26 protein-coding genes and 1 pseudogene are annotated in these 24,148 nt (G+C 67.9%); 7 read left to right on the top strand and 20 right to left on the bottom strand.

The genetic code is table 11. The features are described 5' to 3' along the window. A pseudogene (locus ABNT58_RS22925) lies at positions 1 to 140 on the top strand (electron transfer flavoprotein subunit alpha/FixB family protein); the annotation flags it as partial. A gap of 126 nt (positions 141 to 266) precedes the next feature. On the opposite strand, the gene ABNT58_RS22920 reads toward ABNT58_RS22925, so the two are convergent. The 5 genes from ABNT58_RS22920 to rsmI form a co-directional block, all read right to left on the bottom strand. Then, a complete protein-coding gene (locus ABNT58_RS22920; RefSeq protein ID WP_348755716.1) occupies positions 267 to 479 on the bottom strand; it encodes a helix-turn-helix domain-containing protein in 213 nt (70 codons plus the stop codon). A gap of 13 nt (positions 480 to 492) precedes the next feature. After that, positions 493 to 1,338: a DUF3800 domain-containing protein gene (locus ABNT58_RS22915; RefSeq protein ID WP_348755715.1), complete on the bottom strand. Its 846-nt coding sequence runs from the start codon at positions 1,336 to 1,338 to the stop codon at positions 493 to 495. Between the two features lie 95 nt (positions 1,339 to 1,433). After that, a complete protein-coding gene (locus ABNT58_RS22910) occupies positions 1,434 to 2,552 on the bottom strand; it encodes a 3-deoxy-7-phosphoheptulonate synthase (protein ID WP_348755714.1) in 1,119 nt (372 codons plus the stop codon). Between the two features lie 209 nt (positions 2,553 to 2,761). Then, positions 2,762 to 4,237 (bottom strand): metalloprotease TldD, encoded by a 1,476-nt coding sequence (gene tldD, locus ABNT58_RS22905; RefSeq protein WP_348755713.1) that lies wholly within the window; start codon positions 4,235 to 4,237, stop codon positions 2,762 to 2,764. Positions 4,238 to 4,281: 44 nt separating this feature from the next. Continuing rightward, entirely contained in the window at positions 4,282 to 5,190 is a 909-nt protein-coding gene (gene rsmI, locus ABNT58_RS22900) for a 16S rRNA (cytidine(1402)-2'-O)-methyltransferase (RefSeq protein ID WP_348755712.1), read from the bottom strand. Here rsmI and ABNT58_RS22895 point away from each other — a divergent pair. Continuing rightward, entirely contained in the window at positions 5,189 to 5,608 is a 420-nt protein-coding gene (locus ABNT58_RS22895) for a YraN family protein (protein WP_348755711.1), read from the top strand. The genes rsmI and ABNT58_RS22895 overlap by 2 nt on opposite strands. Here ABNT58_RS22895 and ABNT58_RS22890 read toward each other — a convergent pair. Continuing rightward, a complete protein-coding gene (locus tag ABNT58_RS22890) occupies positions 5,506 to 6,456 on the bottom strand; it encodes a DUF5672 family protein (RefSeq protein ID WP_348755710.1) in 951 nt (316 codons plus the stop codon). The two genes, ABNT58_RS22895 and ABNT58_RS22890, sit on opposite strands and share 103 nt — an antisense overlap. A 157-nt stretch (positions 6,457 to 6,613) precedes the next feature. On the opposite strand from ABNT58_RS22890, the gene ABNT58_RS22885 reads away from it, so the two are divergent. Continuing rightward, positions 6,614 to 7,213 (top strand): SIS domain-containing protein, encoded by a 600-nt coding sequence (locus ABNT58_RS22885; protein WP_348755709.1) that lies wholly within the window; start codon positions 6,614 to 6,616, stop codon positions 7,211 to 7,213. Further along, the gene (locus ABNT58_RS22880; RefSeq protein WP_348755708.1) at positions 7,210 to 7,851 is read left to right on the top strand and encodes a BON domain-containing protein; all 642 of its coding nucleotides are present in this window, start codon (positions 7,210 to 7,212) and stop codon (positions 7,849 to 7,851) included. Before ABNT58_RS22885 ends, ABNT58_RS22880 begins: the two co-directional genes overlap by 4 nt. Before the next feature lie 30 nt (positions 7,852 to 7,881). On the opposite strand, the gene ABNT58_RS22875 is transcribed toward ABNT58_RS22880, so the two are convergent. From ABNT58_RS22875 to ABNT58_RS22860, 4 genes are all read right to left on the bottom strand, one after another. Further along, positions 7,882 to 8,751 (bottom strand): hypothetical protein, encoded by an 870-nt coding sequence (locus tag ABNT58_RS22875; RefSeq protein WP_348755707.1) that lies wholly within the window; start codon positions 8,749 to 8,751, stop codon positions 7,882 to 7,884. Between the two features lie 32 nt (positions 8,752 to 8,783). Beyond that, positions 8,784 to 9,920, bottom strand: a complete 1,137-nt coding sequence (locus ABNT58_RS22870) for a PilT/PilU family type 4a pilus ATPase (RefSeq protein WP_348755706.1) — start codon at positions 9,918 to 9,920, stop codon at positions 8,784 to 8,786. A 39-nt stretch (positions 9,921 to 9,959) separates the two neighbouring features. Beyond that, entirely contained in the window at positions 9,960 to 10,514 is a 555-nt protein-coding gene (locus ABNT58_RS22865; protein WP_348755705.1) for a cyclic nucleotide-binding domain-containing protein, read from the bottom strand. Between the two features lie 61 nt (positions 10,515 to 10,575). Then, the gene (locus tag ABNT58_RS22860) at positions 10,576 to 11,619 is read right to left on the bottom strand and encodes a type IV pilus twitching motility protein PilT (RefSeq protein ID WP_348755704.1); all 1,044 of its coding nucleotides are present in this window, start codon (positions 11,617 to 11,619) and stop codon (positions 10,576 to 10,578) included. 48 nt (positions 11,620 to 11,667) lie between these two features. On the opposite strand from ABNT58_RS22860, the gene ABNT58_RS22855 reads away from it, so the two are divergent. Both ABNT58_RS22855 and ABNT58_RS22850 read left to right on the top strand, forming a co-directional pair. Next, positions 11,668 to 12,366: a YggS family pyridoxal phosphate-dependent enzyme gene (locus ABNT58_RS22855; protein ID WP_348755703.1), complete on the top strand. Its 699-nt coding sequence runs from the start codon at positions 11,668 to 11,670 to the stop codon at positions 12,364 to 12,366. A gap of 41 nt (positions 12,367 to 12,407) precedes the next feature. After that, on the top strand, positions 12,408 to 13,649 hold the full coding sequence (locus ABNT58_RS22850; RefSeq protein WP_348755702.1) for a DUF2254 domain-containing protein: 1,242 nt from the start codon (positions 12,408 to 12,410) through the stop codon (positions 13,647 to 13,649). Here the strand turns inward: ABNT58_RS22850 and ABNT58_RS22845 are convergent. From ABNT58_RS22845 to ABNT58_RS22805, 9 genes are all read right to left on the bottom strand, one after another. Beyond that, positions 13,646 to 14,620 (bottom strand): branched-chain amino acid ABC transporter permease, encoded by a 975-nt coding sequence (locus tag ABNT58_RS22845; protein WP_348755717.1) that lies wholly within the window; start codon positions 14,618 to 14,620, stop codon positions 13,646 to 13,648. The genes ABNT58_RS22850 and ABNT58_RS22845 overlap by 4 nt on opposite strands. 16 nt (positions 14,621 to 14,636) lie before the next feature. After that, positions 14,637 to 15,524, bottom strand: a complete 888-nt coding sequence (locus ABNT58_RS22840) for a branched-chain amino acid ABC transporter permease (protein ID WP_348755701.1) — start codon at positions 15,522 to 15,524, stop codon at positions 14,637 to 14,639. A gap of 109 nt (positions 15,525 to 15,633) precedes the next feature. Next, positions 15,634 to 16,845, bottom strand: coding sequence for an ABC transporter substrate-binding protein (locus ABNT58_RS22835; protein WP_348755700.1), 1,212 nt, complete (start codon positions 16,843 to 16,845; stop codon positions 15,634 to 15,636). A gap of 46 nt (positions 16,846 to 16,891) precedes the next feature. Then, complete coding sequence (locus ABNT58_RS22830) at positions 16,892 to 17,605, bottom strand: ABC transporter ATP-binding protein (protein ID WP_348755699.1); 714 nt, start codon at positions 17,603 to 17,605, stop codon at positions 16,892 to 16,894. After that, complete coding sequence (locus ABNT58_RS22825) at positions 17,605 to 18,375, bottom strand: ABC transporter ATP-binding protein (RefSeq protein WP_348755698.1); 771 nt, start codon at positions 18,373 to 18,375, stop codon at positions 17,605 to 17,607. Before ABNT58_RS22825 ends, ABNT58_RS22830 begins: the two co-directional genes overlap by 1 nt. Positions 18,376 to 18,383: 8 nt before the next feature. Next, on the bottom strand, positions 18,384 to 18,863 hold the full coding sequence (locus tag ABNT58_RS22820) for an Lrp/AsnC ligand binding domain-containing protein (RefSeq protein ID WP_250200149.1): 480 nt from the start codon (positions 18,861 to 18,863) through the stop codon (positions 18,384 to 18,386). Between the two features lie 206 nt (positions 18,864 to 19,069). After that, positions 19,070 to 20,233, bottom strand: coding sequence for an MFS transporter (locus ABNT58_RS22815; RefSeq protein WP_348755697.1), 1,164 nt, complete (start codon positions 20,231 to 20,233; stop codon positions 19,070 to 19,072). A 58-nt stretch (positions 20,234 to 20,291) separates the two neighbouring features. Further along, on the bottom strand, positions 20,292 to 21,272 hold the full coding sequence (locus tag ABNT58_RS22810; protein ID WP_348755696.1) for a tripartite tricarboxylate transporter substrate binding protein: 981 nt from the start codon (positions 21,270 to 21,272) through the stop codon (positions 20,292 to 20,294). Positions 21,273 to 21,352: 80 nt separating this feature from the next. Continuing rightward, a complete protein-coding gene (locus ABNT58_RS22805) occupies positions 21,353 to 22,630 on the bottom strand; it encodes a Glu/Leu/Phe/Val dehydrogenase (protein WP_348755695.1) in 1,278 nt (425 codons plus the stop codon). A gap of 139 nt (positions 22,631 to 22,769) precedes the next feature. Here ABNT58_RS22805 and proC point away from each other — a divergent pair, with 139 nt between their 5' ends. After that, positions 22,770 to 23,609: a pyrroline-5-carboxylate reductase gene (gene proC / locus ABNT58_RS22800; RefSeq protein WP_348755694.1), complete on the top strand. Its 840-nt coding sequence runs from the start codon at positions 22,770 to 22,772 to the stop codon at positions 23,607 to 23,609. Positions 23,610 to 23,756: 147 nt separating this feature from the next. Here the strand turns inward: proC and ABNT58_RS22795 are convergent. After that, a partial coding sequence (locus tag ABNT58_RS22795) for an NAD-binding protein (RefSeq protein ID WP_348755693.1) occupies positions 23,757 to 24,148 on the bottom strand: 392 nt, incomplete at its 5' end.

The following is a 24,148-nucleotide window of genomic DNA, read 5'->3' as shown; positions in this document are numbered from 1 at the left end:
AGCACCTGGCCGGCATGAAGGACAGCAAGGTCATCGTGGCCATCAACAAGGACCCCGAGGCGCCGATCTTCAGCGTGGCCGACTATGGCCTGGAGGCCGACCTGTTCAATGCGGTGCCGGAGCTGGTGAAGAGCCTTTAAGTACTGGGGCCCGCGCAGGCTCTGCGCGGGCAACCCCTGCGGCCGGCAAAAAGGTCGGTCGCCAATTGCTGCAGCACAGGGAACCGTCGCGCAGCCTTCTCGAAACTTCGGTGACGCGCGAGCGCTTCACTCATAGCCCATCTGCAGGGCTTGAGCTTGCGCAGCCAGCGTTTCCAGCGCGGCGGAGCGGCGTTGCTCGAAAGCAAGTTTGTAGGCCATCAAGGCGGAAACGCTGACTCGCCGATCCCCGCCCACCTTGTGGAACGGAAGGACGCCCGAACTCAGCAGGTTCAAGACGTGTGGCAGCGGCAAATTCAGCACGTCGGCGGCGTCTGCCACCGATGCGCTGGCGTCAGCGGCTCGCTCTGAAAACGCTTCTGAAGTAGTCGACAGCATTTTGACCGTCCGCTCGAAGGAACAGCAGGAACTCCCTTGTGGCGTGCATTTGAAGCCACTCCATGAAGGCGGTGTCACGGCCAACCACGTTTCGCAGCCACTGGATGATCTCCCCGGCTTCGGAATCCCAATGGTGAACGTGGAGCTTCACGCCTCGCAGTCGATTGAATTCTTCGTGACTCCCAAGAGGCTCACCCCTATCCACGCGCCTTCGCTCGCGCAGCGTTGACCAGACCAAAAGGTCGGCTGCTTGCAAATGGATGGCGCCGGACTTGGGCTCTTGCCGAAGCTCGCCAAGACGGTACTTGTCCTTCAACGCCGGGATCGCCTTCGCCTCTTGGAATACTTTCGCCGCATTGCCCCATCCGTGGGCGCCTTGCTCGAACACATAGTTCACCGAGCCCGGCCCGTGATGCTTGAACGTCTCCTCGATGCCATAAAAAGCCTGGTTCGCGAGGAACGCGTACTGCTTCGACCAGGGGCTACCAGCAGCGATATCGTCGAAGGCAGTCTTCTCGACTGAAAACGCGAAGCCGCAGAGGGCGTGCCTTTCAATGATTCCGATCGCTTCGCCAAGGGCAGCCTGCCGAGCGGGCGTACTCAGGTGTCCATACACGCCTTTGCCGCGCTGCTGATTGAACTCACGCATGTGGAAATACTGCAGCTCATAGCGTCGCAGCATTTCCTGCCAGTCGTCTTCGAAGGCGGCAATCGATGCACCTTCGAAGACGTACCCGCCAAGACACAAGTTCCTGCTGTCGTCGTTGGTTCCGCTTTCGTCGAAGTAGGCTTCAGCAAGCATGAGCGCTCTGCATTGGTCACATGGAGTGCCGCACGCTAGCGACGCCGAGTAAGTAGGGCACTATCTGGCGTGCCGAACAAGCCTCGCCAACGTTCTTACCCGCGCCGGGCCTTCACGGCAGCGCTCAGCACCTCCAGGCACTCCAGCGAATCGTCCCAGCCCAGGCAGGCGTCGGTGATGCTCTGGCCGTAGGCCAGTTGGGCGGGGTCGTCCTTGCCGGCGTTGAACTTCTGCGCGCCGGCCTTCAGGTGGCTTTCCACCATCACGCCGAAGATGCAGCGGCCGCCGTCGCGCAGTTGCTGCGCCACGTCGCGGGCCACATCCAGCTGGCGCTCGTGCTGCTTGCTGCTGTTGGCATGGCTGCAGTCCACCATCAGCGCGCAGTCCAGCTGGGCGGCCTCCAGCTGGCGGCAGGCGTCGGCCACGTGCTCGGCGCTGTAGTTGGGTGTCTTGCCGCCGCGCAGGATCACGTGGCAATCGGCATTGCCCGAGGTCTCGACGATGGCCACCTGGCCGTTCTTGTGCACCGACAGGAAGTGGTGCGGCCGTGAGGCCGACTGGATCGCGTCCATCGCGATCTTGATGTTGCCGTCGGTACCGTTCTTGAAGCCGATCGGCGCCGACAGGCCCGAAGCCAGCTCACGGTGCACCTGGCTTTCGGTGGTGCGCGCGCCGATGGCGCCCCAGGCGATCAGGTCGCCGATGTACTGCGGCGAGATCACGTCCAGGAACTCGCTGCCCGCCGGTATGCCCAGGCGGTTGATGTCCAGCAGCAGCTGGCGCGCGATGCGCAGGCCTTCGTCGATGCGGAAGGTCTCGTCCAGGTAGGGGTCGTTGATCAGGCCCTTCCAGCCGACGGTGGTGCGCGGCTTTTCGAAGTACACCCGCATCACGATTTCCAGCGTGTCGGCGTACTTCTCGCGCTGGGCCTTGAGCTTGCGGGCGTATTCCAGCGCTGCCGCCGGGTCGTGGATGGAGCAGGGGCCCATGATCACCAGCAGCCGGTCGTCCTGCTTGTGCAGGATGCGGCGGATGGACTGGCGCGTGTCCGACACCAGCCTTTCCATCGCGGTGCCGCGGATGGGGAAGAAGCGGATCAGGTGTTCGGGGGGCGGCAGCGGCACGATGTCCTTGATGCGTTCGTCGTCGGTCTGGCTGGTACGGTCCGGCGGCGCTTGCCAGCCTTCGCTGGCGGGGGTGCTGGTGCTGTTCATGGCGGTGGGCTGTGGCGTTGGCAGGTGGTGCAGGGGCGAAAAAAAACCGCCGGGGGGTGCCCGGCGGTTTTTGGATTCGGTTTGCTCGTTTCTTTTCAGCTACGCGCTTGCCTCTCCAACCGCTGGGCGGTGCGAGAACCAAAAGTAGCCAAAAAAGAAAGTGGCGAATTTCATGACCTGGCGAATGTAGCCGTGCGCCCGGCGGGCCGTCAAGCCGTGCCGCCGACGGTCAGGCCGTCGATGCGCAGCGTCGGCTGGCCCACGCCCACCGGCACGCTCTGGCCCTCTTTGCCGCAGGTGCCCACGCCGGAATCGAGCTGCATGTCGTTGCCGATCATGCTCACGCGGGTGAGCGCATCGGGGCCGTTGCCGATCAGTGTGGCGCCCTTGACCGGGTACTGGATCTTGCCGTTTTCCACCCAGAAGGCCTCGCTGGCCGAGAACACGAACTTGCCGCTGGTGATGTCGACCTGGCCGCCGCCGAAGTTGGTGGCATATAGGCCGCGCTTCATGCTGGCGACGATCTCTTCCTTGGTCTTGTCGCCGCCCAGCATGTAGGTGTTGGTCATGCGCGGCATCGGCACATGGGCGTAGCTTTCGCGGCGGCCGTTGCCGGTGGGGGCCACGCCGGTCAGCCGGGCGTTCATTGAATCCTGGATGTAGCCGCGCAGGATGCCGTCCTCGATCAGCACGGTGCGCTGGGTGGCGTTGCCTTCGTCGTCCACGTTCAGGCTGCCGCGGCGGTCGGGCAGGGTGCCGTCGTCCAGCACCGTCACGCCCTTGGCGGCCACGCGCTTGCCGATGCGGCCGCTGAAGGCACTGCTGCCCTTGCGGTTGAAGTCGCCTTCCAGCCCGTGGCCGATGGCTTCGTGCAGCAGGATGCCGGGCCAGCCGGGGCCCAGCACCACGGTCATCTCGCCGGCCGGCGCGGGGCGCGATTCAAGGTTGGTGAGCGCCGCGTTGACGGCCTGGTCGACGTACTGCTCGATCTGCGCGTCCTGGAACCAGCCGAGGCCGAAACGGCCACCGCCGCCGCCCGAGCCCACTTCACGCCGCACCACGCCGCCGATGGTCTGCTCGGCGATCACGGTCACCGACAGCCGCACCAGCGGCCGCACGTCGGCGGCGCGGGTGCCGTCGGCGCGCGCCACCATCACCACGTCGTACTCGGCGGCCAGGCCGGCCATCACCTGCACGATGCGCGGGTCCTTGCTGCGCGCCAGCTTCTCGGTTTTTTCCAGCAGCGCCACCTTCTGCGCGCTGTCCAGCGTGCCGATGGGGTCGGTGGGGCCGTACAACGTGCGGCTGCCCACCACCTTGCCCTTGCCCGGCACTTTCACGCGCACGCTTTGCCCGGCAGCGGCGATGGTGCGCACGGTGCGCGCCGCGTCCAGCAACGAGGCTTCGGAGATGTCGTCGGAATAGGCAAAGGCCGTTTTTTCGCCGGCCACCGCGCGCACGCCCACGCCCTGGTCGATGCTGAAGCTGCCGCTCTTGACGATGCCTTCTTCCAGGCTCCAGCCTTCGTGGCGGGTGGTCTGGAAGTACAGGTCCGCGTCGTCGATGCGGTGCGCGCTGATCGTGCGCAGGGCCTTGGTCAGCGCTGCATCGGTGAGCCCGAAGGGTTCGAGCAACAGGCCTTGCGCAAGCGCGAGGCGTTCAAGGGTGGGTTCGCGCGAAATCATGCGAACGAGTATAGGAGTCGGCCCCCTCTGTGAAAGGGGTGGGGTCAGGCACGCAGCGACAGCGCCCGCTGGTACAGCGCATTGCGCGGCGCGCCGGTGATGCCGGCGGCCAGCGCCACCGCCTGCTTCAGCGGCAGCACGGCCAGCAGCAGGCCCAGCACCCGCTCAGTTTCGGGCGGCAGCGCGTCGTCGCCCTCGGCCGCTTCAGCAGCGGCGGGCGCATGCACCACCAGCACGAACTCGCCGCGCAGGCGGTTGGCATCGGCGGCCAGCCAGGCGGGCAGCTCGGCCGCGGGCATCGTGGCCACGGTCTCGAACTGCTTGGTCAGCTCGCGGCCCACGGTCACGCGGCGCTCGGGCGCAGCCTCGGCCAGCTCGCGCAGCAGGCCCTCGATGCGGTGCGGCGCCTCGAACAGCACCTGCGTCAGCGGCTGCGCCAGCACGGCCTGCAGCGCGCTGCGGCGCTCACCGGCCTTGGTGGGCAGGAAGCCGGCAAACGCAAAGCCGCGGCTGTCGGCATCGCCGGCCACGCTCAACGCCGCCAGCGCGCTGCTGGCGCCGGGCAGCGGCATGGTGCGCAGGCCCGCCGCCTGCACCGCGGCCACCAGCCGCGCGCCGGGGTCGGAGACCGCGGGCGTGCCGGCATCGCTGACGTAGGCGATGCGCTCGCCCTTGGACAGACGGTCGACGATGGCCGCGGCGCCTTCGAACTCGTTGTGCTCGTGCAGCGCCAGCAGCGGCTTGTGCAGGCCCAGGTGGCGCAGCAGGCCGGCGGTCACGCGGGTGTCTTCGCAGGCCACCGCATCGACCAGCGCCAGCACGTGCACGGCGCGCAGCGTGATGTCGGCCAGATTGCCGATGGGCGTGGCCACCACGTAGAGCGTGCCGGGCGGATACTGCTGGGCACCGGCCGCCTCGGCGGCGGCCTGCACGATCGTCAAGGCACTGGACATGGCTGATTCAAGGCGGTGGGGCAGTACAAGGTCGCGCAGTACAGGATCGGAAGGCAGCACGACGGCCACCGGCACCGCCGGCGAAGACCGTGCGCTGGCGCACTTGCGGCGCCACGGCCTGACGCTGGTGGAGCGCAATTATCGGGTGGCCCGCGGCCCCAGCCGCCGCGCCGGCGAGGTGGACCTGATCATGCGCGACACCGATGGCACCCTGGTCTTCGTGGAAGTGCGCTCACGCGCGGCTGCCAGCCATGGCGGCGCGGCCGGCAGCGTCACCGGCCTGAAGCAGCGGCGCGTGATCTATGCGGCCCAGCACTACCTGATGCGCCTGCCCGCGCTGCCGCCCTGCCGCTTCGATGTCGTCAGCATCGAAGGCGACACGCTGCAATGGCTGGTGGCGGCCTTCGACGCCGGTTGATCTGACGCAGCCAGCAGCCCCAGCCGTTGCCCCAATTGCCGCAGCGCCAACCGCGCCTGCAGCTGGCGGGTGCGGCCATCGCGCTGGCCGGCCGCCAGTCGGCGCGCCAGCACCTGGCGGGCTTCCGCCAGCCGCCCAATGCGCATCAGCGCCTTGCACAGGTCGCGCGCGTCCACGCCTTTGAACAGGGCGTCGGGCAAGGCGTCGATGAAGTCGCTCAGCGCCAATGTGTCCATCACCCGCGGCAGGTTGAACAGGCCATGGAAGCCGAAGGTAGGACCGTCGGGCGCCACACGTTCATAGGCAAAGCGCGCCGCCAGCGCGGGCGGTGCGAAGCGGATGCCGTGTGCCTGCTCCAGCAGCGGCCGGTGCTGCTGCGCGATGCAGGCGTCTTCCGGGTGGGTGGGCGTGATGCGCGGGTCCTGCAAAGCCTGCAGCAGCCGGCGCGAGCGCAACGAAAAGCCGCCGTTGCCCACGTTGCGGCCTTCAGGCTCATCGCGGAACAGCGCGCCGATGTAGTCGCAGGCCAGGAACTCGGGCGACCACTGCGCTGCGTCCAGCAGGTAGCCGTCCCACTGCACCACCAGCAGGTGCGAGGTATGGATGTGCGGCAGCAGGCCGCGCAGCATGAAGTGCGAGTAGGCGGATACCGAGTCGATCTGCACCGGCAGTGCCTGCACGCCGTCAGGCAAGGGCCCGGCGGCGGTTGCCGCATCGGTGAACAACAGCGTGCGGGCAAAGCGCACCTGGGCACGGCAATGCTGCATCGCCTGCAAGGCCAGCTTAGGGGTGCGGTTGTCCACGCCAACCAGCGTGACGTCGGGCAGGTGGAGCAGGGGCGTGTGCATGCAGGCAGCGGGTGGCGTGAGGTCGCCCGCGAGTGCATGCTTTGCCGGTGAATCTGATATTTCCTATCACATGCATCACATTGAAATTGTGTTGCTGGACGTGGCTGGTTCGCGATCGAACCGACTTGGTGCACCTGCTGTCTTATGATCCGCCGCCATGCTTGAACAGCGCATCCAGCAGCAGTTTTTCGAGAGTGCCGACCTGCAGGTGCAGGCGGCCGACACCCTTGCGCGCCCGCTGGCCGATGCGGTGCATGCCGTGCTCGGCTGCATCACCGCCGGTGGCAAGTTGATGGTGTGCGGCAGTGGCGCTTCGGTGGCCGACGCCCAGCACCTGGCCGCCCAGTTCGTGGGCCGCTTCGAGCGGGAGCGGCCCGGCCTGGCCGCATTGGCCCTGGGCACCGACAGCGTGCTCACGCAGGCGCTGGCGCGTGAATCGGGCGTGCAGGACGCGCTGGCCAAACAGGTGCAGGCCCTTGGCTTGCCCGGGGATGTGCTGCTGGTGCTGGCGCCCGCGGGGGATGACGAAGCCGTCATCGCCGCAGTGCAGTCGGCGCATGGCAAGGAAATGACGGTCATCGCCTTCACCGGCCGCCAGGCCCCCGGGCTGGCGGCCGAGTTGATCGAGACCGATGTCCACGTGGCCGTGCCGCACGACCGTGCGGCGCGAATCCGTGAGGTTCATGTGCTGGCCTTGCACTGCCTGTGCGATGCCGTGGACGTGCAGCTCATGGGCGAACAGGAACCCAACGCATGAAGTCTTCGAAGTACCGCCTCGGCCGCTCGGCCGCCCTGCTGGTGTCCGCCCTCGGTGCCAGCGTGCTGCTCAGCGCCTGCGCGCCGCTGCTGCTGGGCGGCGCAGCCGTCGGCAGCGCCCTGGTCGTCACCGATCGCCGGTCCCCCGGCACCCAGCTGGACGACCAGGGCATCGAGCTCAAGGCCGTCAACCGCATCTCGCCGATCGCCGGCGACCGCGGCCACGTGAGTGCCACCAGCTACAACAAGGTGGTGCTGCTGAGCGGCGAGGTGCCCGACGAGGCCATGCGCGCCCGCGTGGAGCAACAGGTGCGCAGCATCGAAGGCGTGCGCTCGGTGGTCAATGAACTGGCCATCCTGGCGCCCAGCTCGCTCACCGCCCGCTCCAACGACTCGCTGCTGACCAGCAAGGTCAAGGCCACGCTGGTGGACGCCAAGGACATCCAGGCCAGCGCCATCAAGGTGGTGACCGAGCGCGGCACCGTCTACCTGATGGGCGTGGTCACCGAACGCGAAGCCGTGCGCGCCAGCGACCTGGCCCGCAGCGTGAGCGGCGTGCAGAAGGTGGTGCGCGTGTTCGAGGTGATCACCGAGGCCGAGCTGGCCAACACCAAGCCGGCGCCTGTGGTCGAGAAGTGATCGCGGCGCGGTGGGCGGGTGCCCGCCGCGTCACAGCATGCGGTCGATCAGCTTGACGGCCACGCCGGTGCCGGGCACCACGGCGTTGGCCACTTCGGAGCTCACCTCGATCAGCATGTCGCGGGTCATCACCCGTTGCAGCTTGTCCTTGAACCACTGACCGTTGGAGACGCCGTCGCCGGTGAGGCCGTCGATCTCCACCACGCCCGTCTTGCCGTTGGCCGTCCACACGTATTCAAAGGCGAACACCGGGCGCCAGTACAGGTACAGCTTGTCGATCAGCAGCTGGTCGTGGCCGATCTCGTGCGCGGTGATGGCCTCGCCCGTCAGCCGCGAGGTGGCGATCTGGATCACCGAGGCCACGGACACCAGCGACTCCACAGCATTGCTGGCGGTCATCGCCTCCACGTCCTGTGCCTTGTAGTTGCGCACATAGGCTTCCAGCGTGGCGGCGCGGATCTCGCGCTTGAGTCCGTCGAGGTGGGTCGCGAAGTCGATCTTGCGATGGCAGGTTTCCAGCGCCGGCACCACGATCTGCCGTTTGCTGCCCCGGGCGGCCACCTCGGTGGTGAAGCTGCCGATCTGCACCCGTTGCGCATGGGCGTTGTCGACGGCCATCGTGTATTCCACCTGGCAGGTGTAGTCCACCGCCCGCTGGGCGCTGACCAGCCAGAAGGGCTCGTAGCGCAGCTCCGACTTGGACAGCGACACCGTCTCCGGCTTGGGCCCACCCGCGATCAGCGATTGCATGCGCGCCACCGTGCCGAAGGCGCCGAGCTTGCGCTTTTCGGCCTGCTCGCGCGCCGCGCGCTCCGAGTACACCTCATCGAAGACGAAGATGCGTCGCGCTGCTTCGTCGAACTTGATCTCGATGGACACGCCGTCCCTCCGTCCGCTCATTCGTGTGTGCGGCGAGTTTAGGGGGCCCGGCTTCAAATGATCGTCAGGTGCTCCGTGCCCGAGGCCAGGTCGGCGCCGCGCAGCCGGCGGCTGTTGAGCTTGATCTGCAGCCGCAGGTCGTTCACCGAATCGGCGTTGCGCAAAGCGTCTTCGTAGGTCACGGCGTGGGCCTCGAACAGGTCGAACAAGGCCTGGTCGAAGGTCTGCATGCCCAGTTCGCGGCTGCGCTTCATCAGCTCCTTGAGCTCGCCCACCTCGCCCTTGAAGATCATGTCGGACACCAGCGGCGTGTTCAGCAGGATCTCCACCGCGGCCACGCGGCCTTTGCCCTCTTCGCGTGGCAGCAGCCGCTGCGACACCAGCGCCTTGAGGTTGAGCGACAGGTCCATCAGCAGCTGCTGGCGGCGCTCTTCGGGGAAGAAGTTGATCACCCGGTCCAGCGCCTGGTTGGCGCTGTTGGCATGCAGCGTGGCCATGCACAGGTGGCCGGTCTCGGCGAAGGCCACCGCATGCTCCATCGTCTCGCGGTCGCGGATCTCGCCCATCAGGATCACGTCGGGCGCCTGGCGCAGCGTGTTCTTCAGCGCGATGTCCCAGCCGTCGGTGTCCAGTCCCACTTCGCGCTGGGTGACGATGCAGTTCTTGTGCGGGTGCACGAACTCCACCGGGTCTTCGATGGTGATGATGTGCCCGTACGAGTTTTCGTTGCGGTAGTCCACCATCGCCGCCAGCGAGGTGCTCTTGCCCGAGCCGGTGGCGCCGACGAAGATGACCAGACCGCGCTTGGTCATCGCCACTTCCTTCATCACCGGCGGCAGGTTCAGCCCGTCGATGGTGGGCAGCGTGGCCGGAATCGTCCGCAGCACCAGGCCCACCTGGCCCTGCTGCACGAAGGCATTGCAGCGGAAGCGCCCCACGCCCTGCGGCGAGATGGCGAAGTTGCATTCCTTGGTGCGCTCGAATTCGGCGGCCTGCTTGTCGTTCATCAGCGCGCGCGCCAGCGCCAGCGTGTGCTGGGCGGTCAGCGGCTGCGGCGACACCTTGGTGATCTTGCCGTCCACCTTGATGGCCGGCGGAAAGTCCGCGGTCAGGAAGAGGTCGGAACCGCCGCGGGCGATCATCAACCGCAGCAGATCGCTGACGAACTTGGAGGCCTGGTCTCTTTCCATGGTGCGGGTCCGGCGTGGGGTTCGTTCAGGGGGAGGGTTTCAGGCGGACAGCAGCGCGCCCAGCCGGGCGCCCAGCTGCCGCACCCGCAGCGACAGGCGGCGCGACAGCGCGGCCATCAAGGCCAGCGCCAGACGCGGATCTTCCTGCATCAGCCGGTGAAAGGGGTCGGCCTGCAGCACCGCGATGCGGCTGGCCGTGGTCGTGGTGACGTGCGAAAAACGCGAGCCGGCGTCCAGCAGCGACATCTCGCCCAGCATGTCGCCGGCGCGCGCTTCTGACAGGCGCACCGCCGGGCTGCCGGCGATGCTGCGCTCGACCACCAGGCTGCCTTCCAGCACCACCAGCAGGTAGTCGCCCAGCTCGTCCTGCTCGATCAGGCGGCGGCCGGCGGGCACTTCCACCACCTGTGCCCAGGCGGCCAGGCGCTGCAGCTCTGGTTCGGCCAGCGGCAGCACCTGCGGCTCACGCTGCCAGGCCTGCACGAAGAGGGCGATGCCTTCGGCCTCGGGCAGCGCGCGGGCACCGATGGCCAGCGCACGCTCGGGCCAGCGCACGCGCATCGGGGTGGGCGTGTCGTCGGCGTCGGCCGGCATGTCGGCCGAAATGTGGGGCGCGGATGGCGAGGACGGCGGGGAAGTCACGAGGTGGCGGCTTTCAGCCCGGGAAGTTCTCGGGCGTCTTGGCCTTGCTGCGCGCTTCGGCCGGGGTGATGACGTTGCGGCGCACCAGGTCGGCCAGGTTCTGGTCCAGCGTCTGCATGCCCAGGCCCTGGCCGGTCTGGATGGCGGAGTACATCTGGGCGATCTTGTTCTCGCGGATCAGGTTCTTGATGGCCGAGTTGGCGATCATGATCTCGTGCGCCGCCACGCGGCCGCTGCCGTCGCGGGTCTTGCACAGCGTCTGCGAAATCACCGCCACCAGCGATTCGGACAGCATCGCGCGCACCATGTCCTTCTCGGCCGCGGGGAACACGTCCACCACCCGGTCGATGGTCTTGGCGGCACTGCTGGTGTGCAGGGTGCCGAACACCAGGTGGCCGGTCTCGGCCGCGGTGAGCGCCAGGCGGATGGTTTCCAGGTCGCGCATTTCGCCCACCAGGATGGCGTCCGGGTCTTCACGCAGGGCCGAGCGCAGCGCGTTCGAAAAGCTCAGCGTATGCGGCCCCACCTCGCGCTGGTTGACCAGGCACTTCTTGCTCTCGTGCACGAATTCGATCGGGTCTTCCACCGTGAGCACGTGGCCGTACTCGTTTTCGTTCAGGTGGTTGACCATGGCCGCCAGCGTGGTGCTTTTGCCCGAGCCGGTGGGGCCGGTGACCAGCACCAGGCCACGCGGGCGCAGCGCCAGGTCGGCAAACACCTTGGGCGCCTGCAGCTGCTCCAGCGTCAATATCTTGCTGGGAATGGTGCGGAACACGGCGCCGGCGCCGCGGTTCTGGTTGTAGGCATTGACCCGGAAACGCGCCAGGCCCTGGATCTCGAACGAGAAGTCGCACTCCAGCGTGTCCTCGTAGAGCTTGCGCTGGGCGTCGTTCATGATGTCGTACACCATGTCGTGCACGGTCTTGTGGTCCAGCGCCTCCACGTTGATGCGCCGCACGTCGCCGTGCACGCGGATCATGGGCGGCAGGCCGGCCGACAGGTGCAGGTCAGAGGCCTTGTTCTTGACCGAAAACGCCAGCAGCTGGGTGATGTCCATCGAAACGGGCCGCCCGGGTGGGCGGCTGGGTTAGGCTCGGAGCTGATTATGGTGAGCATCCCGACCCGGTTGGAACAAACGCGCGCGCGCATCGCCGCCGCCTGCCAGACCGCACAACGCCCGGCGGGCAGCGTGCAGCTGCTGGCCGTCAGCAAGACCTTCGGCGCCGACGCGGTGCAGCAGGCCTTCGACGCCGGCCAGCGCGCCTTCGGCGAGAACTACATCCAGGAAGCCCTGGCCAAGATAGACGCCTTGTCCGCGCTGCGCACGCAGCTTCAATGGCACCTTATCGGCCCGATTCAGAGCAACAAAAGCCGGCCGGTGGCAGAAAACTTCGATTGGGTGCACTCGGTCGACCGGCTGAAGATCGCGCAGCGCTTGTCGGACCAGCGGCCGCCCGGCCTGCCGCCGCTGCAGGTGTGCCTGCAGGTCAACATCAGCGGCGAAGCCAGCAAAAGCGGCCTGCAGCCCGCCGAAGTGCTGGAAGTGGCGCGACAGGTGGCGGCCTTGCCGCGGCTGGTGCTGCGCGGCCTGATGGCCATCCCCGAGCCGGCGGCCGACGAAGCCGCCCAGCGGGCGCCGCACCGGGCGCTGCGTGAGCTGCTGGAGAAGCTGCGCGCCGAGCTGGGTGAGCAGGCGCCGCAGCTGGACACGCTGTCGATGGGCATGAGCGCCGACCTGGAGGCCGCCATCGCCGAAGGCGCCACCATCGTGCGCGTGGGCACCGCGATCTTCGGCAGCCGCTGAAGCAGCCTGGGCCCGGCGCGACAAAGCGCTACCCTTGGCCGATGTCCGACAAGCTCATCTTTTTCCTGCAGCGCATCACCCGCAAGACCTGGTGGCGCTGTTCGCTGTTCGCCGGCTTTGCGGTGCTGGCCGTCGCGCTGGCGTCGGTGCTCGGCCCCTACATCGGCCGCGACGTGGCGCTGAAGCTGGGTTCGGACTCCATCGACAGCCTGCTCAACATCCTGGCCTCCAGCATGCTGACGGTGGCGATCTTCTCGGCCAGCACCATGGTGGCTTCGTTCTCGGCGGTGTCAAACAGCGCCACGCCGCGGGCGGCGCAGCTGCTGATCGAAGACACCACCATCCAGAACACGCTGGCGGTGTTCATCGGTGCCTTCGTCTACAGCGTGATCGCGCTGGTCGGCCTTCATGCGCACATCTATGGCGATGGCGGGCGGCTGGTGCTGTTCGGCTTCACGCTCGTGGTGCTGGTCACGGTGGTGATCGTGTTCCTGCGCTGGATCGACTACCTGTCGGTGCTGGGTCGGCTGGGCGAAACCATCCGCCGCGTCGAGTCGGCCACCCGCAAGGCCATGGACGAGCGCCTGGCCAGGCCCTTCCTGGGCGGTCATGCGCAGCAGGAGGGCGAGCGCGGCAGCCACGAGATCGTGTCGCCGGACACCGGCTTCGTCATGCATGTGTCGACCGACCTGCTGCAGGCCCGCGCCGAGGCGCTGGATGCGCAGCTGCATGTGCATGTGCTGCCGGGTGATTTCATCGGCCCCGGCACGGTGATCGCCAGCTGCACCCGGCCCATGGACGATGCGGCCCGGCAAAAGATCCGCGATGCGTTTTCCATCGGCCCGGCCCGCACCTTCGACCACGACCCGCGCTTCGGGCTGGTGGTGCTGGGTGAAGTGGCGGCGCGGTCGCTGTCACCGGCCGTCAACGATCCCGGCACGGCCTTCGACGTGATGGCCACCGCGGTGCGGGTGCTGTCCCATTGGTCGGTGCAACGCCAGCGCCACGACCTGGCCGAGCCGGTGCAGTTCGACCGGGTCTGGGCACCCGCCGTGCGTGAAGCCGGCATGGTGGAAGACGTCTTCGCGCCCATCGCGCGTTATGGCGCCTCGGCCGTCGAGGTAGGGGAGACCTTGCAGCGGGCGCTGCAGTCGCTGTGCGGCACCACCGGAGCGGTGCCGACGGCGGCCCGGGCGATGTCGGCCTACGCCATCGTCCGGGCGGAGCATGCGGGCCTGCCGGAAGTGGATCTCCAGCGCCTGAGGCAGCTCGCGGCGTCTTAGCGCTTGCCCCAGCGGTGCTGGATCTCGCCCACCACCCCGCGGCGGAAAGCCAGCACGCAGACGATGAAGATGAGGCCGGTGACCAGGCTCACCGCCTCGCCCAGGCCGTTGAACCAGGCCACGCCGGTCAGGTCGGCCAGGGCCTTGCCCACGTCGCCGATCTTGTTCTCCAGCGCGATGATCACCAGTGCGCCGACGATGGGCCCCAGCAGCGTGCCCATGCCGCCTACCAGCGTCATCAGGATCACCGCGCCCGAGGTGGTCCACACCGCGTCGGTCAGCGTGGCAAAGCCCAGCACCAGCGTCTTGGTGGCACCGGCCAGGCCGGCCAGGGCCGCCGACAGCACGAAGGCCACCAGCTTGAAGCGGTCGACGTCGTAGCCCAGCGAGGTGGCACGGGCCTCGTTCTCGCGGATCGAGGTGAGCACCTGACCGAAGGGCGAATGCACCGTGCGGTAGATCAGCCAGAAGCCGAACAGGAAGATCACCAGCACCAGGTAGTACAGCGTCAGGTCGTTGCCCAGGTCCAGGCCCAGCAGCGTGCCGCGCGGCACCGATTGCAGCCCGTCTTCCCCGCCGGTGAACGGCGCCTGCAGGAAGAAGAAGAACAGCATCTGCGACAGCGCCAGCGTGATCATCGAAAAATAGATGCCGCTGCGCCGGATGGCCAGCCAGCCGAAGGCCAGCCCGGCCAGCGCCGCCATCAGCACGCCGAAGCCCAGGCCCGCCAGCGGGGGCAGGCCCCACACCTTGAGCGCATGGCCGGCGCCATAGGCCGCCGCACCCAGAAAGGCCGCATGCCCGAAGCTCAGCAGCCCGGTGAAGCCGATCAGCAGGTTGAAGGCGCAGGCGAAGAGGGCATAACACATCACCTTCATCACGAAGATGGGGTACGCGCCCAGCAGCGGCAGCGCCGCCACCGCCGCGAACAGCAGCGCATAGCCCAGCAGCGGCGAGCGCGGAGAGGTCACAGGGGCTGTGCTCACGTCATTTTTCCTTGCCGAACAGGCCCGCCGGGCGGATGAGCAGCACCACGGCCATGATGAGGAACACCACGGTGGACGAAGCCTCGGGATAAAACACCTTGGTCAGGCCCTCGATCACCCCCAGCCCCAGCCCGGTGAGGATGGAGCCGAGGATGGAGCCCATGCCGCCGATGACCACCACCGCGAACACCACGATGATGAGGTTGCTGCCCATCAGCGCATTGACCTGCAGGATGGGCGCGGCCAGCACGCCGGCAAAGGCCGCGAGCGCCACGCCACCGGCGTAGGTGAGGGTGATCATGCGCGGCACGTTGATGCCGAAGGCCTGCACCAGCTTCGGGTTCTCGGTGCCGGCGCGCAGCGTGGCGCCGATGGAGGTCTTCTCGATCAGTGCCCACACCGCCAGGCACACCACGATGGACGCCACCACCACCCAGGCCCGGTAGTTGGGCAGCACCATGAAGCCCAGGTTGGTGGCGCCCTGCAGCGCATCGGGCACCGGATAAGGATTGCCCGAGACGCCGTAGAACGAGCGGAACAAACCTTCGGTGACCAGCGTGATGCCGAAGGTGAGCAGCAGGCCGTACAGGTGGTCGAGCTTGTACAACCACTGCAGCAGCAGCCGCTCGATCAAGATGCCCAGCACGCCCACCACCAGCGGCGCGGCCAGCAGCATCAGCCAGTAGTTCAGACCCAGGTACTCCAGCCCCATCCAGGCCAGGAAGGCCCCCATCATGTACAGCGCCCCGTGGGCGAAGTTGATGATGTTGAGCATGCCGAAGATGACCGCCAGGCCCAGCGACAGCATCGCGTAGAACGAGCCGTTGACCAGGCCCAGCAGCAGCTGGCCGAGCAGCGCCGGCAGCGGAATGTCAAACAGGTTGGACATGAAAGGTCCTATCTACCGGCGGGAGGCAACCCGGCCGCCGCCGGGCCGCCCCAAGGCGGCCGGCTCCCCCTCGGGGAGGCGACGTCGCAGGCGTCTTGGGGGCCAACATTCACTTCTTCACCAAGGGGCACTTGCTCTCGGCCAGCTTGGTATAGGCCTCGGCGGCGGGGATCTTCTGCACCACGTTGTAGTAGTCCCAGGGCTCGGTGGAGTCCTTCTGCGCCTTCACCTGCATCAGGTACATGTCGTAGCGCATGCGGCCGTCGGGGCCGATCTCGCCGTTCTTGGCAAAGAAGTCGTTGATCTTGGTGGCCTTCATCTGCGCCATCACCTTGTCGGCGTCGTCGGTCTTGGTGGCCTCCACCGCCTTCAGGTAGTGCATCGTGGCCGAGTAGTCGGCCGCCTGCAGCATGGACGGCATGCGCTTCATCTTCTCGAAGAAGCGCTTGGCCCAGGCGCGCGATTCGGCGTTCTGGTTCCAGTACCAGCCGTCGGTCAGGTACATGCCTTCGGTGGCCTTCAGGCCCAGCGAGTGCACGTCGTTGATGAACATCAGCAGGCCGGCCAGCTTCATCGTCTTGGTGATGCCGAACTCGTTGGCCGCCTTGATCGAGTTGACCGTGTCGCCCCCCGCATTGGCCAGGCCCAGGATCTGCGCCTTGCTGCCTTGCGCCTGCAGCAGGAAGGAGCTGAAGTCGCTGGCGCCCAGCGGTGCCCGCACGCTGCCCACCACCGTGCCGCCGGCCTTGGTCACCACCGCGGTGGTGTCGGCCTGCAGCGAATGACCGAAGGCGTAGTCCGCGGTCAGGAAGTACCAGCTCTTGCCGCCGGCCTTGACCACCGCATTGCCGGTGCCGTTGGCCAGGGCCACGGTGTCGTAGGCGTAGTGCACGGTGTAGGGCGTGCAGTCTTCGTTGGTCAGGCGGGCGGTGGCCGCGCCGATGGAGATGAAGGGCTTCTTCTTCTCGGCCGCGATCTTGGCCATCGCCAGGTTGGTGGACGAATTGGTGCCGCCGATCAGCATGTCCAGGCCCTGGGTGTCGATCCATTCGCGGGCCTTGCTGGCAGCCACGTCGGCCTTGTTCTGGTGGTCGGCGTACAGCACCTCCACCTTCTTGCCGGCCACGCTGCCCTTCAGGTCGGCGATCGCCATTTTGATGGCCTCCACGCCGCCAGCGCCGTCGATGTCGGCGTACACGCTGGACATGTCGGTGATGATGCCGATCTTGATCACGTCGCCGGAGATCTGCGCGTGGGCGGCGCCGGACAGGCCGCAGGCAGCGGCGGCGGCGATCGCGATGCGTCGGAAGTCGAAAGTCATGCTCGTCTCCAGGAAGGGATGGGTGGGTGAGGGGTGGGAACGGCGATCACACGCTCAACAGCTCGTCGAGCACGGCCTGTTTCTCGGCCAGTTGCGAGGCGGGGAAGGACTCGACCACCTGGCCATGCTCGATCACGTGGAAGTGATCGGCCAGCGGGGCGGCGAAGCGGAAGTTCTGCTCCACCATCACGATGGTGAAGCCCTGGGCCTTGAGCGTGGTGATCATGCGGGCCAGCGCCTGCACGATCACCGGCGCCAGGCCTTCGGAGATCTCGTCGAGCAGCAGGATGTCGGCACCGGTGCGCAGGATGCGGGCCACGGCCAGCATCTGCTGCTCGCCGCCCGACAGGCGCGTGCCGGGGCTGTGGCGGCGCTCCTGCAGGTTGGGGAACATGGCGTACAGCTCGGCTTCGGTCATCGCCTTGCCGCGGCCGGCCGTCAGCTTGGGCGGCAGGCGCAGGTTCTCTTCGGTGGTCAGCGCCGCGAAGATGCCGCGCTCTTCCGGGCAGTAGCCGATGCCCAGGTGGGCGATGCGGTGCGTGGGCAGGCCGATGGTCTCGGTGCCGTGCACCTTGATCGAGCCCTTGCGGTCACCGGTCAGGCCCATGATGGCCCGCAGCGTGGTGGTGCGCCCGGCGCCATTGCGGCCCAGCAGCGTCACCACCTGGCCGCTGTGCACCGTCAGGCTGATGCCATGCAGGATGTGGCTCTCGCCGTACCAGGCCTGCAGGTCCTTGATTTCGAGGGCGGCAGTAGACATCAGTGCGCACCCTGCAGCTCGGTGGCTTCGCTGCCCATGTAGGCCTCGAGCACCGCCGGGTGGCGCGAGACCTCGGCGTAGTTGCCCTCGGCCAGCACGGCGCCGCGGGCCAGCACCGTCAGGCGGTCGGCGATGGTCGAGACCACGCGCATGTTGTGCTCCACCATCAGCACCGTGCGGCCTTCGGCCACGCGCTTGATCAGCTGGGTCACGCGGTCCACGTCTTCGTGGCCCATGCCCTGGGTGGGTTCGTCCAGCAGCATCAGTTCAGGCTCCATGGCCATGGTGGTGGCGATCTCGAGTGCGCGCTTGCGGCCGTAGGGCAGGTCGGCGGCCTTGGCCTGCGCCATGTCGCGCAGGTCCACCAGTTCCAGCAGCGCCAACACCTTGGCGTCCAGCTCGCGCAGTGCGGTCAGGCCCTTCCAGAAATGGAACGAAGTGCCGGTGAAGCGCTGCAGCCCGATGCGCACGTTCTCCAGCACCGTCAGGTGCGGGAACACGGCCGAGATCTGGAACGAGCGGATCACCCCGCGGCGCGCGATCTGCGCCGGCTTCTCGCCGGTGATGTCCGCCCCGTTGAACAGGATGGTGCCGCGCGTGGGCGTGAGGAACTTGGTCAGCAGGTTGAAGCAGGTGGTCTTGCCCGCGCCGTTGGGGCCGATGAGCGCATGGATGTGGCCACGCCGCACCTGCAGGTTCACGCGGTCCACCGCGGTGAAGCCCTTGAACTCCTTGGTCAGGTCGCGCGTCTCGAGGATGTAGTCGCTCATGGAGTTGTCTAGACAGGCAGCAAAGTGGTGCTCTTGACTTCTTCGATCACCGCGTAGGTGCGTGTCTCACGCACGCCGGGCAGGGTCCAGATGCCGGAGCTGATCAGGTCGCGGTAGGCGGCCATGTCGGCCACCCGGGTCTTGAGCAGGTAGTCGAAGGCGCCGGCCACCAGGTGGCATTCCAGGATCTCGGGCCGCGCCATCACCTCGGCCTTGAAGGCTTCGAGCTGCCGCGGTGCGGTGCGGTCGAGCAGCACCTCCACGAAGATCAGCAGTCCGGCCCCCAGCAGCTGCGGGTTCAGCCGCGCCTCGTAGCCGAGGATGAAGCCGTCGCGCGTCAGCCGTTTGACACGCTCCAGCACCGCCGTGGGCGACAGCTGCACCACCTCGGCCAGCCGCAGGTTGGACATGCGGCCATCGGCCTGGAGTGCCCGCAGGATGTTGGTGTCGATCTTGTCGAGCGATCTGCTGGCGGAAAGATCCATCATGGTGCAGAACAGGTCCGATCGGCCATTTGCGGCGGATTTCCTTCGGCGCTGTGGGCCACAGCGCCGCGGATTCTGGTGCCAATGGACCGGGGCCGGTCCCCGCATCAACCCTCTGCGGGCAAACGCGAATGCCGCGATTTATCCAGGGTGCGGCGCACCGGGCGGTGGATCGTTTCGCGCCGGGCGGGCCGCCCGCGCCGGCCCGCTCAGCGGCCTTGCTGCGTGCGTGCCACGCGGCGCGCCATGGCGCCGCCGCCCAGCAGGGCAGCCGTCATCGCCAGAAACAGCGGGGCCAGGCCCAGCGCAGCGCCCAGCACACCGAAGACCAGCGGCATCGCCGTCTGGCTGGTGTTGATGAACATGGTGCGCAGGCCCACCGCCTCACCGGCGCGGCCTTCGGGGGCCGAGTGGTGCAGCAGCGTCAGCACCATCGGGTGCGGCGCGCCCAGGCTGGCGCCCAGCACGAACATGATGGCCATCAGGGTGCCCACCTCGTGGCTGAACGGGATGGCCGCATAACTGGCCGCGGCCAGCAGCATCGACACCGTGATCAGCTGCCACGGCGCCACCCGCGCCGCCACGAAGGGCATCGCCAGCCGCACCATGAAGCTGGCCGCTGCGAAGCTGCCCATCACGATGCCGATCTGCGAGGCGCTGAGGCCGATCTGCGTGCCGTACAGCGGCATGGCAAAGGTATAGATGTCCCAGGCCACCGTCAGCACCGCGATGGCGATGAAGAGGTGGCGCATCTGCGGGCTGCGCAGCAGGTCGAAGAGGCGCGGCTTGGCAGCGCTGCCGCCTTCGGGCAAGGCCACCGGCTTGCGACGCGTGTTGGGCAGGCCCACCAGCGCCAGCACGGCGGCCGGCATCACGGTGAACAGCGCCAGCACCAGGAAGCTGCTGCGGTGGCCCAGCTGGTCGATGGACACGCCGGTGAGCAGCGGCGCGATGAAGCTGGACGTGGAGAAACCCAGCGCCACGTAGCTGAAGTTGGCGGTGCGGTCTTCGGCGCTGCTGAGCTCGCCCACCGCGTGGTAGGCCGCCACGTTGATGAGCATGAACGAGACGCCGATGAGCACGCTGGCCACCGCCAGCCCGGGCAGCTGCGGCGCCAGGAAAGGCAGCAAGGTGCCCAGACCCACGCCGACCGAGCCCACCATCATCGGCCGCTGCACGCCCACGCCGTCGATCCAGCGGCCGGCGGGCACCGCCAGCAGCGCCGGCAGTAGCGCGAACGAGGCCATCAACAGCCCCACCGTCAGCGGCGAGGCCCCTTGCGAGATGGCGGTGAGCGAGACGGCGATGCGGCCGCCATTGAAGGCCACATGGTCCAGCACCATCAGGATGATCAGCAGCGGCAGCGGTCGCATCAGTCGGCCGACTCTACGTGCCGCAAGGCCGCCGCGAGGCTGAGGGGCCTTTCCAGCCTCAATCCAGTTTCAGGCCGATGCGCTCGATCACCGCGCCCCAGCGGCGCGACTCGGCGTCCAGCAGCTTGCGGAAGTCGGCCTGCGTGCCGCCCACCACGGTCAGGCCCTGGTTGTCCATCACGGTCTTGAGCTGCGGGTCGGCCAGCGCGGCGTTCACGTCGGCATTGATCTTCTGCACCACCGCGTCGGGCGTGCCGGCGGCCACGAAGAGGCCGTTCCAGGCCATCGACTCCACGCCCTTGACGCCGCCATCGGCCAGCGTGGGCAGGCCCTTCAGGCTGTCGGGCACCTGGGCGGCGCTGACGGCCAGCAGCCGCACCTTGCCGGCCTTGACGTGGTTGAGCAGCGCCGGCGCGGTGGTGAAGGTGGCGTCGGTGTCGCCCTGGGCCACGGCCAGCGCGGCCGGCGGCGAGCCGTTGTAGGGCACGTGGGTGCCGGTCAGGCCCGTCTGCGCCAGCAGCAGCTCCATCGTCAGGTGGCTGGAGCTGCCGATGCCCAGCGACGAGTAGTTCATCTTGCCGTTCTGCTGCTTCACCCAGGCCACGAACTCCTGCGTTGTCTTGACCGGCAGGTTGGCATTGACGGCCAGCACATTGGGCTGCGAGGTGGTCATCACCACCGGCACCAGGTCCTTGGCCGGGTCGTAGGGCATCTTGCGGTAGAGGTAGGGCGCAAAGGCGATGGGCCCGTTGAAGCCCAGCGCGAGGGTGTGCCCCTCGTCGCGCGCCTTGGCTGCCACGTCCACGCCCAGCATGCCGCCGGCGCCGGGCTTGTTGTCCACCATCACGGGCTGGCCCCAGCGGTCTTTCAGGCGTTCGCCCAGCAGGCGGGCGATGATGTCCAGCGAGCTGCCGGCCGGCGCCGGCACCACGATGTGCACCGGCCGCGTGGGCCAGTTCGGCTGCGCCCGGGCGGGCAGGGCGCCGGCCACCAGGGCGACGGTGGCAAGCAGGGTGGGCAGAACGGTACGGCGTTGCATGAGCAAATGAAAAACGGGCCTGGAAGGGCCCGCATCGTAGCTGTGCCACCCCTGCCGCTGTGCAGGGGTTGTCGTGGGTATCAGGGGTACAGGCCGCGCTCTTCGCGCGCGGTCAGGATGCGCTCGCAGGCCACCGCGAAGGTGGCGGTGCGCAGCGTGATCTTGTGCTTGTCGGCCGTGTCCCAGATCTTGCACAGCGCGTCCACCATGATCTTGTCCAGGCGCACGTTGATCTCGTCCTCGCTCCAGAAGAAGCTGGAAAAGTCCTGCACCCACTCGAAGTAGCTGACGGTCACGCCGCCGGCATTGCAGATCACGTCCGGCACCACCAGCACGCCGCGGTCGGCCAGGATGTCGTCGGCCTGCGGCACCGTGGGGCCGTTGGCGCCTTCCAGCACCAGCTTGGCGGTGATGCGCTGGGCGCGCTCGGCGGTGATCACGCCTTCGAGGGCGGCGGGCACCAGGATGTCGCAGCGCACGTCCCAGAACTCTTCGGCGTTCATGCGGTCGGCACCGGCAAAACCGGCCACGCCGCCGGTGTCCTTCACCGCGGCGGTCAGCGCCGCCACGTCCACGCCGTTGTCGTTGTAGATGGTGCCGCTGTGGTCCTGCACCGCCACGATCTTGGCGCCGGCCTGGGCGAACAGCTCCGCGGCCGAAGAACCCACGTTGCCGAAGCCTTGCACCGCCACGCGGGCGCCTTCCAGGTTCACGCCGATGCGGCGGGCCGCCTCGCGGCCGGTGACGAACACGCCGCGGCCGGTGCTCTTGACCCGGCCCAGCGAGCCGCCCAGGTGGATGGGCTTGCCGGTGACGACGCCGGTGGCGGTGCCGCCGACGTTCATCGAGTAGGTGTCCATCATCCAGGCCATGATCTGGCCGTTGGTGTTGACGTCCGGCGCGGGGATGTCCTGCTGCGGGCCGATGATGATGCCGATCTCGCTGGTGTAGCGGCGCGTCACGCGCTCGATCTCTTTGCGCGAGTACTGCTTGGGGTCGATGCGGATGCCGCCCTTGGCGCCGCCGTAGGGCAGGTTCACCGCCGCGGTCTTGACCGTCATCCAGGCCGACAGCGCCATCACCTCTTCCAGCGTCACGTCGGGGTGGTAGCGCACGCCGCCCTTGCCCGGGCCGCGCGACAGGTTGTGCTGCACGCGGTAGCCCTCGAAGTGGGCCACGGTGCCGTTGTCCAGCTCGATGGGGATGTCGACGATCAGCGTGCGCTTGGGGCGCTTGAGCGTTTCCAGCCACTTGGCGAGGTGGCCCAGGTACGGCGCCACGCGGTCGACCTGCGACAGGTAGGTGCCCCACGGGCTGTTGTCGGTGGGGTTCACAAAGGACAAGGCTGCTTGTGACATGGCTTCTCCGGTGGCGCCTGTTGCGGGCCACGATGTTGTCGTGGCGCCAATGTAGTCAGGCGCCGTGTGCGCCGCGAGTGGGTATGTATGCGTGTTGTGCATGACCCGGGCGCGGAGGCCCGCCGCCTACACTGGCCGTATGAGCGAAATCAGCCCTTCGACACTTGGCACCATCGCCTTCATCGGCGGCGGCAACATGGCCAGCGCCATCATCGGCGGCCTGGTACGCGCCGGCCGCGCGCCCGCTTCCATCCTGGTGGTGGACCCCGGCCAGGCGCAGCGCGACCGATTGCAGACCGACTTCGGCGTGCGCACGCTGGCTGAGCCCGGCCCGGCGCTGGCCGAGGCGCAGATGGTGGTGTGGGCCGTCAAGCCGCAGCTATTCCAGGAGGCCGCGCGCCCTTGCGCTGGCCACATCGGCGGAGCGCTGCAACTGTCGGTCATGGCCGGCATCCGCAGCGACGACATCGCCCGCGCCACCGGCAGCCAGGCCGTGGTGCGCGCCATGCCCAACACCCCGGCGCTGATCGGCCAGGGCATGAGCGGCCTGTATGCCCGCCCGGACGTGAGCGCCGGGCAGCGCGCCGCGGTGGAGGCGGTGCTGGCGCCCACCGGTCGGGTGCTGTGGGTGCAGCAGGAGGTGGCGCTGGATGCGGTCACCGCCTTGTCGGGCTCCGGCCCCGCCTATGTGTTCTATGTGCTGGAAGCCATGATGGCCGCGGCCGAGGCCATGGGCCTGAGCGCCGAAGAAGGCAAGCAGCTGGCGCTGGGCACCTTCGCCGGCGCCACTGCGCTGGCCCAGCAGAGTGCGGAGCCGCCCGCGGTGCTGCGTGAGCGCGTCACCTCCAAGGGCGGCACCACCTACGCCGCGCTCAGCTCGTTGGAAGCCGACGGCGTGAAGGCCGCGTTCGTGAAGGCCCTGCAGGCGGCGCAGCATCGCGCTGCGGAACTGGGCGACGAGTTCGGCGCGGCGGGGTGACTGCAGCCCCCAAGCTCGCTACGCTCGCGCCCCCCGAGGGGGAGCTCAGTCCCTTGGGGCGGCCCGGCGGGACTGAGGTTCGCCCCCAAGCTCGCTGCGCTCGCGTCCCCCGGCCCTTGTCAAAGGGCCCTTCGGACCCTGGGGATCTCAGCCCCCCTTCGCCACCTCATGCCCCGCCATCACCTCCAGCGCCTTGACCAGCGCGGAGTGATCGAGCTGGTCCCAGCCTTGGGCGGCGGCCACCTGCATCAGCTGCGCGGCGCCGGCCGTCTGCGGCAGCGCCACGCCAATGGCCTTGGCGCCTTGCAGGGCCAGATTCAAGTCTTTCTGGTGCAGGCCGATGCGGAAGCCCGGGTTGAAAGTGCGCTTGACCATGCGCTCGCCGTGCACTTCCAGGATGCGGCTGGCCGCGAAGCCGCCCATCAGCGCCTGGCGCACCTTGGCCGGGTCGGCGCCGGCCTTGCTGGCGAACAGCAGCGCTTCGCCCACCGCCGCGATGTTCAGCGCCACGATGATCTGGTTGGCCACCTTGGTGGTCT

The sequence above is a fragment of the uncultured Aquincola sp. genome (genome assembly GCF_964001545.1).
Classification (GTDB): domain Bacteria; phylum Pseudomonadota; class Gammaproteobacteria; order Burkholderiales; family Burkholderiaceae_C; genus Aquincola.
Note: the sequence above shows the minus strand (reverse complement) of the source record. Positions and strands in the feature narration are given on the sequence as shown.

Coding starts and splice junctions, on each gene's coding strand:
- ABNT58_RS22915 (WP_348755715.1), bottom strand. CDS start 1,338: ATGCTTGCTGAAGCCTACTTCGACGAAAGCGGAACCAACGACGACAGC.
- ABNT58_RS22910 (WP_348755714.1), bottom strand. CDS start 2,552: ATGAACAGCACCAGCACCCCCGCCAGCGAAGGCTGGCAAGCGCCGCCG.
- tldD (WP_348755713.1), bottom strand. CDS start 4,237: ATGATTTCGCGCGAACCCACCCTTGAACGCCTCGCGCTTGCGCAAGGC.
- ABNT58_RS22895 (WP_348755711.1), top strand. CDS start 5,189: ATGGCTGATTCAAGGCGGTGGGGCAGTACAAGGTCGCGCAGTACAGGA.
- rsmI (WP_348755712.1), bottom strand. CDS start 5,190: ATGTCCAGTGCCTTGACGATCGTGCAGGCCGCCGCCGAGGCGGCCGGT.
- ABNT58_RS22890 (WP_348755710.1), bottom strand. CDS start 6,456: ATGCACACGCCCCTGCTCCACCTGCCCGACGTCACGCTGGTTGGCGTG.
- ABNT58_RS22885 (WP_348755709.1), top strand. CDS start 6,614: ATGCTTGAACAGCGCATCCAGCAGCAGTTTTTCGAGAGTGCCGACCTG.
- ABNT58_RS22880 (WP_348755708.1), top strand. CDS start 7,210: ATGAAGTCTTCGAAGTACCGCCTCGGCCGCTCGGCCGCCCTGCTGGTG.
- ABNT58_RS22875 (WP_348755707.1), bottom strand. CDS start 8,751: ATGAGCGGACGGAGGGACGGCGTGTCCATCGAGATCAAGTTCGACGAA.
- ABNT58_RS22870 (WP_348755706.1), bottom strand. CDS start 9,920: ATGGAAAGAGACCAGGCCTCCAAGTTCGTCAGCGATCTGCTGCGGTTG.
- ABNT58_RS22865 (WP_348755705.1), bottom strand. CDS start 10,514: ATGCCGGCCGACGCCGACGACACGCCCACCCCGATGCGCGTGCGCTGG.
- ABNT58_RS22860 (WP_348755704.1), bottom strand. CDS start 11,619: ATGGACATCACCCAGCTGCTGGCGTTTTCGGTCAAGAACAAGGCCTCT.
- ABNT58_RS22855 (WP_348755703.1), top strand. CDS start 11,668: ATGGTGAGCATCCCGACCCGGTTGGAACAAACGCGCGCGCGCATCGCC.
- ABNT58_RS22850 (WP_348755702.1), top strand. CDS start 12,408: ATGTCCGACAAGCTCATCTTTTTCCTGCAGCGCATCACCCGCAAGACC.
- ABNT58_RS22840 (WP_348755701.1), bottom strand. CDS start 15,524: ATGTCCAACCTGTTTGACATTCCGCTGCCGGCGCTGCTCGGCCAGCTG.
- ABNT58_RS22835 (WP_348755700.1), bottom strand. CDS start 16,845: ATGACTTTCGACTTCCGACGCATCGCGATCGCCGCCGCCGCTGCCTGC.
- ABNT58_RS22830 (WP_348755699.1), bottom strand. CDS start 17,605: ATGTCTACTGCCGCCCTCGAAATCAAGGACCTGCAGGCCTGGTACGGC.
- ABNT58_RS22825 (WP_348755698.1), bottom strand. CDS start 18,375: ATGAGCGACTACATCCTCGAGACGCGCGACCTGACCAAGGAGTTCAAG.
- ABNT58_RS22820 (WP_250200149.1), bottom strand. CDS start 18,863: ATGATGGATCTTTCCGCCAGCAGATCGCTCGACAAGATCGACACCAAC.
- ABNT58_RS22815 (WP_348755697.1), bottom strand. CDS start 20,233: ATGCGACCGCTGCCGCTGCTGATCATCCTGATGGTGCTGGACCATGTG.
- ABNT58_RS22810 (WP_348755696.1), bottom strand. CDS start 21,272: ATGCAACGCCGTACCGTTCTGCCCACCCTGCTTGCCACCGTCGCCCTG.
- ABNT58_RS22805 (WP_348755695.1), bottom strand. CDS start 22,630: ATGTCACAAGCAGCCTTGTCCTTTGTGAACCCCACCGACAACAGCCCG.
- proC (WP_348755694.1), top strand. CDS start 22,770: ATGAGCGAAATCAGCCCTTCGACACTTGGCACCATCGCCTTCATCGGC.